The sequence below is a fragment of the Dactylosporangium sp. CA-233914 genome, from assembly GCF_050942935.1.
Taxonomy (GTDB): domain Bacteria; phylum Actinomycetota; class Actinomycetes; order Mycobacteriales; family Micromonosporaceae; genus Dactylosporangium.
This window is the reverse complement of sequence record NZ_CP192030.1, coordinates 936,558-951,332: the sequence shown is the minus strand read 5'-3', so window position 1 is coordinate 951,332 and position 14,775 is coordinate 936,558. Positions and strand designations below refer to the sequence as shown.

Sequence of the window (14,775 nt, the reverse complement as noted above, 5' to 3'; positions counted from 1 at the left end):
CATGAGTCGCGAATCCGCCCTGGTCACGGCCGACTGGGCCGAGCAGAACATCGACACCCCCGGTGTGGTGTTCGTCGAGGTCGATGAGGACACCACCGCGTACGACGGCGGGCACATCCCCGGCGCCGTCCGGATCAACTGGAAGACCGAGCTGCAGGACCAGGTCCGCCGGGACTTCGTCAACAAGGAGCAGTTCGAGGCGCTCCTGTCGGCCAAGGGCATCGGCAGCGACGACCAGGTGGTGCTGTACGGCGGCAACAACAACTGGTTCGCGGCCTACGCGTACTGGTACTTCAAGCTCTACGGCCACGGCGACGTGAAGCTGCTCGACGGCGGCCGCAAGAAGTGGGAGCTCGACGCCCGCCCGCTGAACAAGGAAGAGGTCGACCGCCCGGCCACCAACTACGTGGCCGCGCACGACCAGGACCTGTCCATCCGGGCGTTCCGCGACGACGCCGTCAAGGCGATCGGCGTGGCCAACCTGGTCGACGTGCGCTCGCCCGACGAGTACGCCGGCCGCCTCCTCGCCCCCGCCCACCTCCCGCAGGAGCAGTCGCAGCGCCCGGGCCACATCCCGACCGCGATCTCGGTGCCGTGGAGCAAGGCCGCGAACGAGGACGGCACGTTCAAGTCCGACGCCGAGCTGGCCGAGATCTACGGGGCCGCTGGGCTGGACAACAGCAAGCCGACCGTCGCCTACTGCCGGATCGGCGAGCGCTCCTCGCACACCTGGTTCGTGCTCAAGGAGATCCTCGGCCACTCCGACGTGCGCAACTACGACGGGTCCTGGACCGAGTACGGCTCGCTGGTCGGCGTGCCGGTGGCGCTGGGCGACGAGCCCGGCCAGGCGTAAAGGGAAAGAGGGAATCAATCATGAGCACCACTGACAGCTGCGCCGCGCCCGACCAGAGCGCTCCGCTGCCCGCCGGCGTCGACGTCGAGAAGGAGACCGTGATCACCGGAGTCGTGCGCTCGGGCGCCGACCCGGTCGCCGGCGCGTACGTGCGCCTGCTCGACTCGACCGGTGAGTTCACGGCCGAGGTCGTCACCTCGCCGGCCGGGCAGTTCCGGTTCTTCGCCACCCCGGGGACGTGGACGCTGCGGGCCCTGTCCCGCGCGGGCAACGGCGACGCCACCCTCGCCGCCGACCGCGGCATCAACGAGGTCGCCGTCACCGTCGGCTGAGTCCGGCTGAACGTGACGCCGCTCGCCGGGCTCGGGCCCGGCGGGCGGCGTCTCACTATGTGGCTGCGAGGATGACGCGGTGAAGCGTCGCTGGATCGTGACCGGAGTCGTAGCGTGGGCCGTGGTCGTGGCCGGGTTCGCGCTGTACTCGTACTCGAACGATCCTCCCACCGCCCGCGAGCAGACGACGATCGCCGACGCGCTGCCGACCGTCGACGGGGCGCTGGGGCGCATCTACGCCGCGCTGGACCCGGCCGCGTCGGTCGGGGTGCTGGGCGGCTATCGGCGCACCGAGGCGAGCTGCCGGGTGACGTCGGCGCGGGAGGGGACCCGGTTCGACCGGGATCTCATCGTGTACGTCGCGCCGGGCTCCGAGGGCGCCGTCCTCGACCGCGTGAAGGCGGGGCTGCCGACGTCGTTCAAGGCGAATGTCGGGCACAACGCCGACGCCTCGTTCTTCACCGCCGACGCCGGGAACTTCGTGGCGGTGCGGGGCAGCGCGACCGAGCCGGGGGTGCTGCGCTTCAGCGCGGACACCGGGTGCCGGGTGCAGGACGCGGCCGTGACCGAGGCCACACCGCAGTCGGAGGCTGCGAACCGGGCGCCGGTGCAGGGCGTCCTCGACACGCTCGGCAAGCCGGCGACGCAGTGGAGGACGCACCGGCTCACCTGCCCGGCCGGCGGAGCCCTGTGGACCGTCGAGGCGGTCACGTCGGGTGACGGTGCCGCGGCGCGCGCGACCGTGCCGGCGGCGTCGGTCGTGCTGGACAAGCCGAAGCTGTACGCGTATCGCTCCGGTACGGCCGGCGTCGCCCTGCGCCCGGAGGGTGACTCACTCGTCGTGAGCTCGACCGCCGGGTGTTAGCCCTTGGGACGGCGGACCTGGCTTGCCTGACGGGAGCGACGGTCGTGCGCACGGCGGACCGGAGTCAATAGACGAGCGCTTGCGCTCCTTCTTCGAGGGCCTCCTCGACGAACACCGCGGCGCCCGCGATGCGCACCCCGGGGATGACATCGCCCGGGCCGATGTTACGGCGGGCGGCGCACTGCGTGCAGAGCGTGACCATGCCACCGGCCAGGATCGCCTCCAGCAGGTCCGCCAGCGGGGCGGCGTGCGGCAGCTCGAACTCGGCGGCGCGGCCCGGCAGGGCGAACCACGCCGACTCGCCCGTGAGCCACAGCGAGGTCGGGACGCCGCCGGCGACCGCGGTGGCGGCCACCGTGAAAGCCTGGGAGCATCGCTCCGGGGAGTCGGATCCGGCGGTTGCCTTGACGACGAGAGAACGTGCCATGTCTCGCAGCATAGGATTCCGGTGATGGTTACGGAGATCGGGTTCGTGAGCCTGCTGGTCGCCGGGATGGGCGGGCTGGCCGGCGGGCTGATCTACCTCGCGGTTCGGGTGTCGAGGGGGCGTTGGTGACTGACGTGCAGGAGCCGCCGTGGGCGGGGCTCGCCCAGGTCGGTGAGTATCCGTATGAGGAGACGCACAACCTGCGCGAGGGGCCGGAGCTGCACCCGGCCCTGCTGGGCCTGCTGCCGCTGGTCGGCGTGTGGCGCGGGCGCGGGCAGGGCGACTACCCGACGATCGAGGGCTTCCACTACGGCCAGGAGGTCCGGTTCAGCCACGACGGGCGGCCGTTCCTGTTTTACGAGTCGCGGTCGTGGATCATCGACGCCGACGCGAACCCGATCCGCCCCGCACAGCGCGAGGTCGGCTGGTGGCGGCCGGTGATCGTGGACGGGAAGGCCACCGACGAGCTCGAGGTCCTGCTGAGCGCGCCGACCGGGATCGTGGAGCTTTACACCGGTGTGGCGCGCACCACCACCCAGTGGCAGATGGCCACGGACGGCGTCGGGCGGACCGGGACAGCCAAGGAGGTGCGCGGCGGCCAGCGGCTCTACGGCATCGTGGAGGGCGCGCTGCTCTACACGTTCGACATGGCGGCGGTCGGCCAGCCGCTGCAGGTCCACCTCTCCGCGCGGCTGGAACGCGTGGCGGGCTAGATTTGTGGGCGTGGACCTCGCGGAGATGCTCCGGTCGCGCGGGCTGCGGCTGACCGCGCCGCGACAGCTCGTGCTCGAGGCGGTCTACCGGCTGCGCCACGCGACGCCGGACCAGATCCACGCCGAGGTGGCCGAGAAGGCCGCGGGGATCAACATCACCACTGTGTACCGCACGCTCGAGCTCCTGGAGGAGCTGGAGCTGATCACGCACGCGCACCTGTCGCACGGCGCCCCGACCTACCACGCGGTCGACGAGCACCAGCACGCCCACCTGGTGTGCCGTTGCTGCGGCTCGGTGCAGGAGCTGCCGTCGCCGGTCCTGTCCGGCCTCGCCACCGAGCTGGCCGAGAGCCGCGGGTTCCGGCTGGACATCGGGCACGTGGCGCTGTTCGGGCTCTGCGGGGCCTGCGGCCGGAAATCCGGAACTGAGGAGCACCCATGACCGCCGCCGTCCCCGTCGCCGCTCTCGACCCCGCCGACCCGGACGCGGGGGCCGTCGCGCACTACGGCGACCCCGCCCGCGAGCAGCGCGTCCTGGACACCGCGGCGGGCCTGGTCGACCGCTCGCACACCGGCGTCCTTTCGATCCCGGGCGCCGACCGGCTGGGCTGGCTGCACAGCCTCACGACCCAGCACCTGGACCGCCTGGCCCCGATGACCGGCTCCGAGCTGCTGGTCCTCTCGCCGCACGGGCACGTCGAGCACCACGCGGTGCTCACCGACGACGGCGCCACCACCTGGCTCGACACCGCCGACGCGCCCGGGCTGCTGGGCTTCCTGTCGCGCATGCGGTTCCTGATGCGCGTTGAGCCGGCCGAGGTCACCGAGGACTGGGCGCTGCTGTCGATCGCCGGCCCGCAGACCGATGAGGCCCTCATCACCCTCGGCGCCGGCCCGATGCTGCCCCCGGACCTGCTGACGGTCCCGGACGCGAAGTTCGCGACCGGCTCGGTCCCGCCGCGCCCGACGGTCATCTACTCGGTGGAGCCGCTGTCGTCGGGGGGCTGGGTGCGCCGGATGCCCTACGGCGCGGATCTCCTCGTCCCCCGGGCGACCGTCGCCGAGGTGGCCGAGGCGACCGGGCTGCCGATGGCGGGCATCTGGGCGTTCGAGGCGCTGCGGGTCGCCGCCCGCCGCCCGCGGGCCGGGTTCGAGACCGACCACAAGACCCTGCCGGCCGAGGTCGGCTGGACCGGGCCGGCGGTCCACCTGGAGAAGGGCTGCTACCGCGGCCAGGAGACGATCGCCCGGGTCCACCACCTGGGCCGTCCGCCGCGCAAGCTGGTGCTGCTGCACCTGGACGGGATCGCCACGGACGAGCTCCCGGCCCGGCACACCCCCGTCCTGCTCGACGGCGGGGAGCGGCCGGTCGGCTTCGTGGGGACGGCGGCCCGCCACTACGAGCTGGGGGTGATCGCCCTGGCGGTGGTGAAGCAGAACCTGACCCCGGACTCACAACTGCGGGTGGGTCCCTCCACCGCCCGGATCGACCCGGAGTCGTAGGCCCGCCCGGCATGGCAAGATCGGCGGCGTGATGACAACGACGTTGATCACGGTGGCCCCGACCGGCGCGGAATCCCGCAAAGCGGACGTGCCGGCGCTGCCCGTGACGCTGGATGAGCTGGTGGAGACGGCGCGGGACTGCGAGGCGGTCGGGGCGAGCGTGATCCACGTCCACCTCCGCGACGACGCCGCGGAGCCGACGCTCGATCTCGGGCGGCTCAAGGATGCTGTGGCTGCGCTGCGGGAGGCGACCGGGCTCGTCGTGCAGCTGTCGACCGGGGGCGCGGTCAGCGACCCGGAGGCGGACCGGCTGCGGGTGCTGGAGGCCCGTCCGGACATGGCCTCGTGCACGATGGGGACCGTCAACTTCGGCGACGACGTGTTCCTCAACCGCTGGGGGTTCATCGTCGAGCTGCACACGCGGATGCAGGAGCGCGGGATCGTCCCGGAGTACGAGATCTTCGACCTCGGGCAGCTCACCACCCTGCGCCGGCTGCTCGACCGGCACGGATTCCCCGCCGGCGGGCACGTGCACGTCGACCTCGTGATGGGGGTGCCGGGCGGGATGCCCGGGACCGTGGCCGCGCTCGCCGCCTGCGAGGCCGCGCTGCGCGACCTGCCCGAGGGCACCACGTTCTCGGCGACCGGCATCGGGCGAGCCGCGCTGCCGGTGCTGCTGGCCTCCCTCGCCGCGGGCGGGCACCTGCGGGTCGGGATGGAGGACACGGTGACCTACGCCAAGGGCCAGCCGGTCGAGAACAACGCCCAGCTCGTCGCCCGGGCCAGCGGCTTCGCCAGGCTGGCGCAGCGGCCCCCGATGAGCGCCGGCGAGGCCCGCACCATGCTCGGGATCGACCGTGTCTGACCTTTACGCGGGCGGCGCCCTGATCGCCGAGGTCGTGCGCAGCGAGGTGGTGGAGAGCCGGCACCACGGTTCCGTCGTGCTGCTCGGCGCCGACGGGGAGATCGCGGCCTCGGCCGGGGACGTGCTCGGGGCCGTGTTCCCGCGCTCGTCGGCCAAGCCGCTGCAGGCCGTCGGCATGCTGCGCACGGGGCTGCAGGTGGCGCCGGCGGATCTCGCGCTCGTCGCGGCCAGCCATCGCGGGCAGGAAGCCCATATTTCCGGTGTACGCCGCATGCTTCGCGAATCCGAAATTCCGCTCGGCGCGCTCGGATGCCCGCCCGACTACCCGCTCGCCGAGGACGCCCGCGACGCCGTGGTGCGCGCCGGGCACGGCCGCGAGCCGGTGTTCATGAACTGCTCCGGCAAGCACGCCGGCATGCTGCGCACGGCGAAGGCCAACGGGTGGGCCCTGGAGACGTACCTCGACCCCGGCCACCCGCTCCAGCTGCGTCTGACGGCGACGATCGAGGAGCTGGTCGGCGAGCCGGCCCGGGCGATCGGGGTCGACGGCTGCGGTGCGCCGCTGCTCGCCTACTCGCTGCGCGGACTCGCCCGGGCGTTCCTGCACCTGGTGAGCGCGCCCGCCGGCAGCCACGAGCGGGCGGTGGCCGATGCGATGCGGGCGTACCCCGCGCTGGTCTCCGGCGACGATGCGGTTGCCGCCCGAGCGCATGCGGGAGATACCGCCCGAGCGCATGCGGGAAATACAGCCCGAGCGCATGCGGGAAATACAGCCCGAGCGCATGCGGGAAATACAGCCCGAGCGCATGCGGGAGATACAGACGACACACGGCTCATGCGCGCGGTGCCCGGTCTGCTGCTCAAGAGCGGCGCCGAGGGGGTCGCGGCGGCGGCACTGCCCGGCGTGGGCGCGGTGGCGATCAAGATCGACGACGGCGGGGCGCGGGCCCGGTTCCCGGTGCTCGCGGCGGCCTTCGCGCGGCTCGGGGTGAACCTGCCCGGTCAGGTTCCGGTTTTCGGGGGCGGGCGCGAGGTCGGCGTGGTTCGCTCAGTCTGGTGAGTACGGCGGCGGTGACCCGGTTCACGCTAGCTAGCGCTAGCGTTTTGCTTGCAACAGTTAGCAGCCCGCGCTACCGTCGGTAAGCGTGAACGAAGAGCCGCGCGACCTGGGTGGGTTTATCCGTGACCTGCGCCGTAACGCGCGCATCTCGCTCCGCCAGCTCGCCGAGCAGGCCGGGGTGAGTAACCCGTACCTGAGCCAGATCGAGCGCGGCCTGCGCAAACCCAGCGCCGAGGTGCTGGCTCAGCTCGCGAGCGCACTGCGGGTGTCGACCCCGCTGATGTACCTGCGGGCCGGGCTGCTGGAGCGCGAAGGGCACGACGTGCTCGCCGCGATCGCCGCGGACGGTGACCTCACGGTCGCCCAGAAGCAGTCGCTAACCCAGATCTACGAGACGTTCCGCCGGGAAAACGCGCGGAACGCACCGGCCCCGGACGCCGCCGGCGAGGGCAGCGCACCGGAGCCCGAAGCCGAGCCGACACGTTCCCACGAGGAGTCGCAGTGACCACCAACACCAACACGAAGAGCACCACTCGCAAGATCCCGACGCCGCTCTACGCCGCAGCCGGCGCCGGCGACCTCGCCTACCAGCAGCTGCGCAAGCTGCCGGAGCAGGTTGCCCACCTGCGCTCCCGGGTCGAGGAGCTGCGCCCGGCCGTCAATGAGGCCGCCCTCCGCAGCGATCTCAACCGCCTGCGCGGGGCCGCCCGCCGCAACGCCGCCGGCTTCATCGCCAGCGCCCAGGCCGGCGCCCAGGTCGCCCAGGACCGGGCCGTCGCGCTCTACACCGAGCTCGTCGCCCGCGGCGAGAAGGTCGTCAGCACCGCCCGCGGCGCCGAGGCCAAGATCGAGCTGGAGCCGGCCGCGAAGACCGTGACCGCCGAGGTCACCACCACCGAGGAGCCGGCCCCGCCGGTCAAGAAGGTGACCGCCAAGAAGGCGGCGCCCAAGGCCCAGACGCCGGCCGACGTCAAGAAGTAACGGTGTTTCTCGGTAGCCCTCCGGTACCGTCGCGCACGGTCCGGAGGGCTTCGGCATAAGCTCGTGACATGGTGAGCGCCGTCCCGATCTTCTACATGGATGTTGAGTACTACATCTCCGTCACCATCTGGATCTTCTGCCTAGTGCTGGGCGCCGCGGCCTTCCTGCACTGTGTGGTGCAGCGCACCGACGCGTTCCCGGCCATCGGGACCATGTCGAAGTCCATCTGGCTGGCCCTGATCGGCGGCGGCGAGCTGCTCACCGCGCTCTCCCCGACCCTGCAGCTGGGCTACGGGCTGGGCATCTTCACGCTCATCGCGGCCGGGATCTTCTCCGTTTACCTGCTCGACATCCGTCCCGCCCTGCGGGACGCGGTCGACGGCCACGGCTCCTGGTGACGGATCGGTGATGGATTTCCGCTGGCCCCCGCCCCCGGACGGGCGCCCTGATCGGTTCCGGCCGCCCGTGACCCGGGGGCCGCAGACCGGCCGGCCAACCCTGCCCGCCCCGCCGACCGAGCTGGTCGCCACGCCGCACGGCGTCGAGCTGGAGCAGCTCGTCACCGGCGAGGGCGACCCGGTGACCGTGTTCGCCCACGGGCTGGGCAGCGGGATCGCCGAGACCCGGCCGCTGGGCAGCGCCGTGCGGGGGCGGAAGGTCTTCTTCCAGTTCCGCGGGCACGGGCAGTCGGCCGCGCCGGGCGGCACCTGGACGTATGTCGACCTCGCCCGCGACCTTCGCGCGGTCGCCGACCTGTCCGGGGCGACCCGGGCACTCGGCGTCAGCCTCGGCGCGGGCGCGCTGGCCCGGCTGCTCGCCGACAACCCCGGCCGCCTCGAGCGGGCCGTGTTCTTCCTGCCCGCCGTGCTCGACACGCCCCGCCCGGCGGCCGCCCAGGAGCGGCTGACCGGTCTGCTGGAGGCGATCGAATCCGGCGACGCGGCGGCGGTGGCCGACGTGATCTCCCAGGATGTCCCGGTCCATCTGCGCAACTCCCCGCCGGTCTGGGCGTTCCTGCGCCAGCGGCTCGACCAGCTCATGCGCGACGGGCTCGCGGCCGGCCTGGCGAGCCTGCCCGAGCAGGCCGCGGTCGAGGACCGCGCCGGCCTGGCCGCGGTGTCCGCCGACTGCCTGGTGATCGGGTGCCGCGGCGACGAGCTGCACCCGGCGGCCGTCGCCGAGCAGCTCGCGTCGGCCCTGCCGAGGGCGGAGCTGCACATGTACGACCGGCCGGGCATCCTGTGGACCCAGCGCGCCGACCTGCGGAACCGGATCTCCGACTTCCTCAACGCCTGATTCGCGTGTGACCGCGGCGGGCGCCGCTTCCGTATGGCGTCCTAACATGCTCAGTGAGCCTGGCCGGCCGGGCGCACGGCGGCGAGCAGGCCGCCGGGGACGCGCTCGTGGCCCGCTACGCGCCTCTGGTCTACGGGATTATGGCTGCGCCTTGTGGAGCTGCTCGCCACCATCCGTGAGCCGGCCGCCCTGCCCGGCTGGATCACCACGCAACGAGTGCCTCCGGGTGTTGCGCACCCGCCGGCGCGCCGTGCCGACCGAGGGATCGACGCCGTCACGGAGCCACTCGGCGACGACTGGCTCCTGGCCCAGGAGCGCTCGATCGCCCTGCACGTGATCGACGATCTCGGCTGGTTCACGCTGCGCCCGCTGTCGGCCGGGCTGTTCCGGCTGCACTTCACCACGTCGAACGGCTCGCCAGTAGTGACCGAATGGGTGAGCCTCTGACGCGTATCAGAACCGGGTCCGACGGATTCTGTATTGCATGGACTCTTCGGGATACTGGGCGGGGCCGACCCGCCGCATATAGTCGGCTCTCATGGGTGTCACACATCACGGCCGCACGTATCGGCTGGACCTGGCCGACCCGACACTGCGCGAGTGGACCTGCACGGTTCTGCACTCCTCGCCCGAGGACGGCATCGTGCTGGACCGCTCCGCGTTCTACCCGGGCGGGGGTGGCCAGCCGCCGGACCACGGTGTCCTGCTCTGGCAGGGCGTACAGACCCGTATCGTCGGCACCCGCAAGGCCGACGACCTCTACCTGCAGCCCGCCGAGGACGACCCGCTGCCCCCGGTCGGTACGGAGGTCACCGGGGCGGTCGAGGACGAGCGCCGCACGAAGCTGATGCGCACCCACTCGGGCCTGCACGTGCTGTGCGGGGTCGTCTTCCGCGACTTCGGCGCCCTGGTGACCGGCGGGTCGATGGAGCCGGCCGAGGCGCGGATGGACTTCAATCTGCCGGAAGTACCGCCGGACTTCAAGGCGCGCCTTGAGGAGCTGGTCAACGCCGAGGTGGTCGCCGACCGCAAGGTGGTGACGAAGGTCCTCGGCCGCGAGGAGGCGCTGGCGCTGCCCGACATCATCCGCACACAGTCCAACCTGATCCCGGCCGACGAGCAGGAGATCCGGATCGTCGACATCACCGGCCTGGACACGCAGGCGGACGGCGGCACGCACGTGGCGTCGACGGCGCAGATCGGACGCCTGCAGGTCGTGAAGGTGGAGAGCAAGGGCAAGGCCAACCGCCGCGTCCGCGTCCGCCTCACCGACTGACCGCACCGCGGCCGGCCGCGTCCGGCTCAGTCGGACGAGACCACCACGGCTTCGGGCGGGGGCTCGCTGCGGTGCTGGACCAGGTGGCGGATGCCCGTGTTCAGCACCGCGACCAACGGGACCGCCACCAGGGCACCGATGATGCCGGCCAGCACCACGCCCGTCGCGATCGCCACGATCACGGCCAGCGGGTGGACCGACACGGCGCGGCCCATGATCAGGGGCTGCAGGACGTGGCCCTCCAGCTGCTGCACGGCGATCACGCCGATCAGCACCACCAGCGCGGTGAGCGGACCCTCGTCCACCAGCGCCACCAGCACCGCCACCGCGCCGGAGACCGTGGCGCCCACGATCGGCACGAAGGCGGCGAGGAAGACCAGGGTCGCCAGCGGGAACCAGAAGTCCACGTCCAGGAAGAACAGCAGCATGCCGATGCCGAGAGCGTCGATGAAGGCGACGAGCACGGTGGCGCGCACGTAGGCGACCAGCGTCAGCCAGGCCGCCTCGCCCGCGCGGCGGATCGGCTCGCGGGCGGGGGTGGGCAGGATGCCGGTCGTGAAGTACCAGATCCGCTTCCCGTCGCGCATGAAGAAGAACGTGACGAAGAGGATCAGCAGCAGCAGGGCCAGGAACTCGACCGTGGCCGTGGCGGTGTTGACGGCGCTGTCGGTGAGCGTGCCGCGGTTGTCGTTGAGCCACGTGGTGGCCGCGTTGAAGGTGGCGTCCAGCTGGCGGCCGCTGAGGTGCAGCGGGCCGTTGGTGAGCCAGTCCTGGATCTGCTGGACGCCGATCGACGCCTTCTCCGCCAGGGCGGGGAAGCCCGCCACGAACTCGCTCACCACCAGGGTGAGCACGCCGGCGACCGCGGCCAGGCCCATGACCAGGACCAGGAACGCGGCCAGCGACGGGGGCAGTTTCACGCGGCGGCGCAGCACGCCCATCATCGGGGCCAGCAGCGCGGAGAGCAGCAGGGCGATGCTCAGCGGAATGAGGACCGTCCTGAGGCGGCCGACCAGCCACAGCAGGACGGCGGCCGCGGCGATGAGGATCAGCAGGCGCCAGGACCAGGCGGCGGCGATGCGCAGGCCGTGCGGCACCTCGGCGTCGTCCCGGCTGGTCGTGGTGGCGTGTTCGAGCTCGTAGGCCTCGATGACCGGCGGATCCGGCTCGGGCTCCTCGACGTCATGGGCCTCACGCTCGATCCTGGCCAGATCCAGGCGCTGGAGGTAGGCCCGGCGCAGATTCGCCCGGACTCTGTCGAACCGGCCCACGTACTACCTCCCTGACCCACCCTCGCGACCACAACGGACTCCTCACGGTAGACCGGGTCGCGCGACGTTGGCACGTACCCAGGCGGTAGCGTCGCAAGCGTGACAGCACAATCCGCCGCTGGCTTCCAGGCGTCCACCGACGTGCCACCGGCCGCCGCCCCCGCGGACGCGCTGCCGATCCGGCTCCTGCACGACCGCGTGCTCGTCCGGCTCGAGGGCTCGGAGGGCGAGCGCCGGCACATCTCCGGCATCGTGATCCCGGCCACCGCCTCGGTCGGCCGGCGATTGTCGTGGGCAACCGCGGTCGGCGTCGGGCCGAACGTGCGCTCCATCGTCTCCGGCGACCGAGTCCTGTTCGACCCCGAGGAGCGCTCCGAGGTCGAGCTGCAGGGCCGCGACTACGTGCTCCTGCGCGAGCGGGACGTGCACGCGGTCGCAGCCCGGCGCGTCGAGCCGGACTCGACGGGGCTCTACCTGTAGTACGGCTGCCCGGCGAACGCCGGCGGCGGGGGTGGAGCCAGCGAGACGGGGACGGGCACGACCGGGGTCGCGGGGGCGTCGAGCACGCGCACGACGCCATCCGGGAAGGTGATGTGGTATCGCGAGCCGTCCCACACCGCGCGCGGCGACAGCGGATCGCGGCCCACGAACACCTGCCGGTAGGCGTCGAGCGCGGCGAGCAACTGCCGCTCCTCGGCCAGCGCCTCCATCCGCCGTTTCGGCTGCTTGTCCAGGCCGCGGTGCAGGCCGTCGCGCAGCAGCGCCAGCCGGGTCGCGTCGAACTGGAACGCGCGCATGGCCTTCGCGCCCGCGTCGCCGGCGACCCGCTTGGCCCACCGGCGCGCGGAGAGGCGTCGCCCGAGCGTGCCGAGCGCGGCGACCTCCGGGGGCGAGAACCAGCCGGCCCGCGCGTACTCCCCCAGCACGCGCTCGGTCAGCTTGCCCTCGCCGGCGCGCAGCCACAGGGCGAAGCCGACCATGCACAGGAAGATCGGCATCATCACGGCGAAGTAGCCGTAGAGCAGCACCCAGGCACTGGTCGAGGCGGTCACCGACATGAGGTTCCACGCGCCGTGCAGCATCATGGCGACCAGCAGGCCGGCGATCGGAGCGAGGAAGCGGACCGCCTTGGCCGACGAGCGCGAGGCGATGCCCAGCCCGATGCCGGTCATCGAGGTGAACAGCGGGTGGGCGAACCCGGTCATGAGGATCCGCACAATGAAGATGCCCACCAGCGCGGCCGCCCCGGTGACCGGCCCGGACTTGTCGGCGGCCTCGCCGTAGCCCTTGAAGCCCAGGTACAGAATGTTCTCGACCATCGCGAACCCGGTCGCGGAAAGTCCACAGTAGACGATCCCGTCGATCAGGCCCGAGTAGGCGCGGGGCCGGCGCCAGAACAGCAGCACCGGCCCGAGCGCCTTCATGCTCTCCTCGATCAGCGGCGCGACGAGCACCGCCACGAGCGACTCGGAGAGGCCGGCCTTGTCGGCGAAGTACGCGCCCGCGGTGTTGACCACGAGCGCGACGGCCGTGGCCACGCAGGCGCCCCAGCCGAAGACGAAGACGAGATACTTCACGGGCTCCGGCTCGTACCGGTCCAGCCACAGGAAGCACGAGACGAGCACCGGCACCGGGATGACGGCGGCCCCGACGCCGACGACGAGCGCGGTCCACCCTCCGTTGAAGCCGAAGAACGTGAGTACGGCGACGCCACACGCCGCGATGAAGCTCGTGACTCCGATCAGCGTCCACAGCCGCCGCCGGTCGGAGCGCTTGGCGGGCGGGGCGGCGGCGAGCGCGAGGGCGGCTGTCGCGTACTCCTGCTGGCCGGTCCGCGGCTCTGACGCCTCGGTCACGTTGGGCACCGCGACCCCGGCCAGGGCGGGCGGCCACGACAGGGGCCCGCCGGACGCCGCCGGTTCTCCGGGCCGCCCCGGCGCGAGACCACCGGGACCCGGCGGTGCCGACGGTTGCCCGGCCGGCGCCTGAGGCACGACTGGCTGCCCGGGCGTCGGCGAACCCCAGGTCGAGGGAGCCGATCCGGTGGCCGCCGAGTCCCACGCCGCCGGGCCTGAGGTCGGCACACTCGAGGTTGGCGCGGCCGGCGAGGGCCGGCCCCAGTCCGCCGGGCCGGACGTCGGCGCGGCGGGCGAGGACCGCCCCCAGCCCGCGGGCCCAGAGGTCGGCGCGGCCTGCCCCCATTCAGCCGGGCCCGAGGTCGGCGCAGGCTGCCCCGAATCGGCCGGGCCCGAGGTCGAGGGCTGCCCCGAATCGGCCGGGCCGGACGACGACACGGCTGGCGACGGCCGCCCCCAGCCCGCAGGGCCAGACGACGCCGCAGGCTGCCCCCATTCAGCCGGGCCCGAAGTCGGCGCAGGCTGCCCCGAATCGGCCGGGCCCGAGGTCGAGGGCTGCCCCGAATCAGCCGGGCCGGACGACGACACGGCCGGCGACGACTGCCCCCAGCCCGCAGGCCCAGACGACGCCGCAGGCCGCCCCCATTCAGCCGGGCCAGAGGTCGCGGGCTGCCCCGAATCGGCCGGGCCGGACGTCGGCGCGGCGGGCGAGGACTGCCCCCAGCCCGCAGGCCCAGAGGTCGGCGCAGGCTGTCCCCAGCCCGACAGGCCCGGCGTCGGCGCGGCCGGCCGGCTCCATTCCGAAGCCGGCGGAGTCCTGCCGGGCGAACCCCAGGGTCCAGCACCGGGCGACACGCCCGGGGCGCCCCCGGGGGACGCCCACGCTTCGCCTCCCGCGGCCGGCGGCGCACTGCCGGGCGACACGCCCGGCACGCCCTCGGATGACACGCCCGGAGCGCCTCCAGGCCAACCAGCCGGGGCACCCCCAGGCGATGTCCACGCTCCGCCTCCCGCGGCCGGCGGCGCACTGCCGGGCGACACGCCCGGGACGCCCTCGGATGACACGCCCGGAGCGCCTCCGGGCGAGGCCCATGAGGAGCCGGGGGCGGCCGGGGCGGGGCCGGACGGAGAGGCCCAAGGGCCCGCGTCCGAGGACGGGGGCGGGGGCGGGGTGGGAGCGGACTCGTCCGGCGGCTGGGTGGCGGGCGCCTCGGGGGTCCCTGAGCCGTCCGCGGCCGGTCCGGATCCCGAGGGCGGGGTGGCAGGCGGCCCGGAGGTGGGCGAGGACGGCGTCCCATTCGGCGGGAGTTCGCTCATGGGGCAACTTTATCCGCGGTACTGTCAGGACAGGTCATGAGTGCCAGCGCACAAGCCCCGGCTTGCTGGCCGGCAACCCTCGCGTTCGCGGCGGGGTGCCCCGGGTGATGACCCGGCCTGGCGCGTGGTGCGTCCGGGCAAGCGCGAGCGAAGGGGATCC

At 73.0% G+C, this 14,775-nt stretch carries 19 protein-coding genes, 1 pseudogene and 1 riboswitch; of the genes and pseudogenes, 16 read left to right on the top strand and 4 right to left on the bottom strand.

Annotated elements, in window-relative coordinates; all coding sequences use genetic code 11:
• Position 1: 1 nt before the first annotated feature.
• The 3 genes from ACQPY0_RS04350 to ACQPY0_RS04340 all read left to right on the top strand — a co-directional run bounded on the left by ACQPY0_RS04350 (position 2) and on the right by ACQPY0_RS04340 (position 2,050).
• Positions 2 to 853 (top strand): sulfurtransferase, encoded by an 852-nt coding sequence (locus tag ACQPY0_RS04350; RefSeq protein WP_432985005.1) that lies wholly within the window; start codon positions 2 to 4, stop codon positions 851 to 853.
• 20 nt (positions 854 to 873) lie between these two features.
• Entirely contained in the window at positions 874 to 1,185 is a 312-nt protein-coding gene (locus ACQPY0_RS04345; protein WP_432985002.1) for a DUF1416 domain-containing protein, read from the top strand.
• Between the two features lie 79 nt (positions 1,186 to 1,264).
• Positions 1,265 to 2,050 (top strand): hypothetical protein, encoded by a 786-nt coding sequence (locus ACQPY0_RS04340; RefSeq protein ID WP_432984999.1) that lies wholly within the window; start codon positions 1,265 to 1,267, stop codon positions 2,048 to 2,050.
• 64 nt (positions 2,051 to 2,114) lie between these two features.
• On the opposite strand, the gene ACQPY0_RS04335 is transcribed toward ACQPY0_RS04340, so the two are convergent.
• Entirely contained in the window at positions 2,115 to 2,489 is a 375-nt protein-coding gene (locus ACQPY0_RS04335; RefSeq protein ID WP_432984996.1) for a DsrE family protein, read from the bottom strand.
• Between the two features lie 12 nt (positions 2,490 to 2,501).
• On the opposite strand from ACQPY0_RS04335, the gene mtfM reads away from it, so the two are divergent.
• The 12 genes and pseudogenes from mtfM to ACQPY0_RS04275 all read left to right on the top strand — a co-directional run bounded on the left by mtfM (position 2,502) and on the right by ACQPY0_RS04275 (position 10,171).
• A complete protein-coding gene (gene mtfM / locus ACQPY0_RS04330) occupies positions 2,502 to 2,606 on the top strand; it encodes a small membrane protein MtfM (protein WP_268241736.1) in 105 nt (34 codons plus the stop codon).
• Positions 2,603 to 3,190: an FABP family protein gene (locus tag ACQPY0_RS04325; protein WP_432984993.1), complete on the top strand. Its 588-nt coding sequence runs from the start codon at positions 2,603 to 2,605 to the stop codon at positions 3,188 to 3,190. Before mtfM ends, ACQPY0_RS04325 begins: the two co-directional genes overlap by 4 nt.
• A gap of 25 nt (positions 3,191 to 3,215) precedes the next feature.
• A complete protein-coding gene (locus tag ACQPY0_RS04320; RefSeq protein WP_432994991.1) occupies positions 3,216 to 3,632 on the top strand; it encodes a Fur family transcriptional regulator in 417 nt (138 codons plus the stop codon).
• Entirely contained in the window at positions 3,629 to 4,693 is a 1,065-nt protein-coding gene (locus ACQPY0_RS04315) for a YgfZ/GcvT domain-containing protein (protein ID WP_432984990.1), read from the top strand. The genes ACQPY0_RS04320 and ACQPY0_RS04315 overlap by 4 nt, the downstream gene beginning before the upstream one ends.
• 31 nt (positions 4,694 to 4,724) lie before the next feature.
• Positions 4,725 to 5,558: a 3-keto-5-aminohexanoate cleavage protein gene (locus tag ACQPY0_RS04310; RefSeq protein WP_432984987.1), complete on the top strand. Its 834-nt coding sequence runs from the start codon at positions 4,725 to 4,727 to the stop codon at positions 5,556 to 5,558.
• Positions 5,551 to 6,618 carry an asparaginase gene (locus tag ACQPY0_RS04305; RefSeq protein WP_432984984.1) on the top strand — a complete coding sequence of 356 codons (1,068 nt, stop codon included), beginning with the start codon at positions 5,551 to 5,553 and terminating at the stop codon, positions 6,616 to 6,618. Before ACQPY0_RS04310 ends, ACQPY0_RS04305 begins: the two co-directional genes overlap by 8 nt.
• Positions 6,619 to 6,703: 85 nt before the next feature.
• Positions 6,704 to 7,060: pseudogene (locus tag ACQPY0_RS04300) on the top strand (helix-turn-helix domain-containing protein); the annotation flags it as partial.
• A gap of 59 nt (positions 7,061 to 7,119) precedes the next feature.
• Positions 7,120 to 7,599 carry a hypothetical protein gene (locus ACQPY0_RS04295; protein WP_432984981.1) on the top strand — a complete coding sequence of 160 codons (480 nt, stop codon included), beginning with the start codon at positions 7,120 to 7,122 and terminating at the stop codon, positions 7,597 to 7,599.
• Positions 7,600 to 7,667: 68 nt separating this feature from the next.
• Positions 7,668 to 7,997 (top strand): DUF2516 family protein, encoded by a 330-nt coding sequence (locus ACQPY0_RS04290; protein ID WP_432984978.1) that lies wholly within the window; start codon positions 7,668 to 7,670, stop codon positions 7,995 to 7,997.
• 7 nt (positions 7,998 to 8,004) lie between these two features.
• A complete protein-coding gene (locus ACQPY0_RS04285) occupies positions 8,005 to 8,895 on the top strand; it encodes an alpha/beta fold hydrolase (protein WP_432984975.1) in 891 nt (296 codons plus the stop codon).
• 153 nt (positions 8,896 to 9,048) lie between these two features.
• The gene (locus ACQPY0_RS04280) at positions 9,049 to 9,342 is read left to right on the top strand and encodes a hypothetical protein (protein ID WP_432984973.1); all 294 of its coding nucleotides are present in this window, start codon (positions 9,049 to 9,051) and stop codon (positions 9,340 to 9,342) included.
• 91 nt (positions 9,343 to 9,433) lie between these two features.
• Positions 9,434 to 10,171 carry an alanyl-tRNA editing protein gene (locus tag ACQPY0_RS04275; protein ID WP_432984970.1) on the top strand — a complete coding sequence of 246 codons (738 nt, stop codon included), beginning with the start codon at positions 9,434 to 9,436 and terminating at the stop codon, positions 10,169 to 10,171.
• Between the two features lie 26 nt (positions 10,172 to 10,197).
• Here ACQPY0_RS04275 and ACQPY0_RS04270 read toward each other — a convergent pair whose 3' ends face one another.
• A complete protein-coding gene (locus tag ACQPY0_RS04270; RefSeq protein ID WP_432984967.1) occupies positions 10,198 to 11,442 on the bottom strand; it encodes an AI-2E family transporter in 1,245 nt (414 codons plus the stop codon).
• A 141-nt stretch (positions 11,443 to 11,583) separates the two neighbouring features.
• Between ACQPY0_RS04270 and ACQPY0_RS04265 the strand changes: the two genes are divergently transcribed.
• Positions 11,584 to 11,922, top strand: coding sequence for a GroES family chaperonin (locus ACQPY0_RS04265; protein WP_432994989.1), 339 nt, complete (start codon positions 11,584 to 11,586; stop codon positions 11,920 to 11,922).
• Here the strand turns inward: ACQPY0_RS04265 and ACQPY0_RS04260 are convergent.
• Positions 11,913 to 13,298, bottom strand: coding sequence for a PrsW family intramembrane metalloprotease (locus ACQPY0_RS04260; protein WP_432984964.1), 1,386 nt, complete (start codon positions 13,296 to 13,298; stop codon positions 11,913 to 11,915). The genes ACQPY0_RS04265 and ACQPY0_RS04260 overlap by 10 nt on opposite strands.
• Before the next feature lie 646 nt (positions 13,299 to 13,944).
• Positions 13,945 to 14,181 carry a hypothetical protein gene (locus tag ACQPY0_RS04255; RefSeq protein WP_432984961.1) on the bottom strand — a complete coding sequence of 79 codons (237 nt, stop codon included), beginning with the start codon at positions 14,179 to 14,181 and terminating at the stop codon, positions 13,945 to 13,947.
• Positions 14,182 to 14,647: 466 nt separating this feature from the next.
• Positions 14,648 to 14,765, top strand: a riboswitch (SAM riboswitch).
• The last annotated feature ends 10 nt before the right edge of the window (positions 14,766 to 14,775 follow it).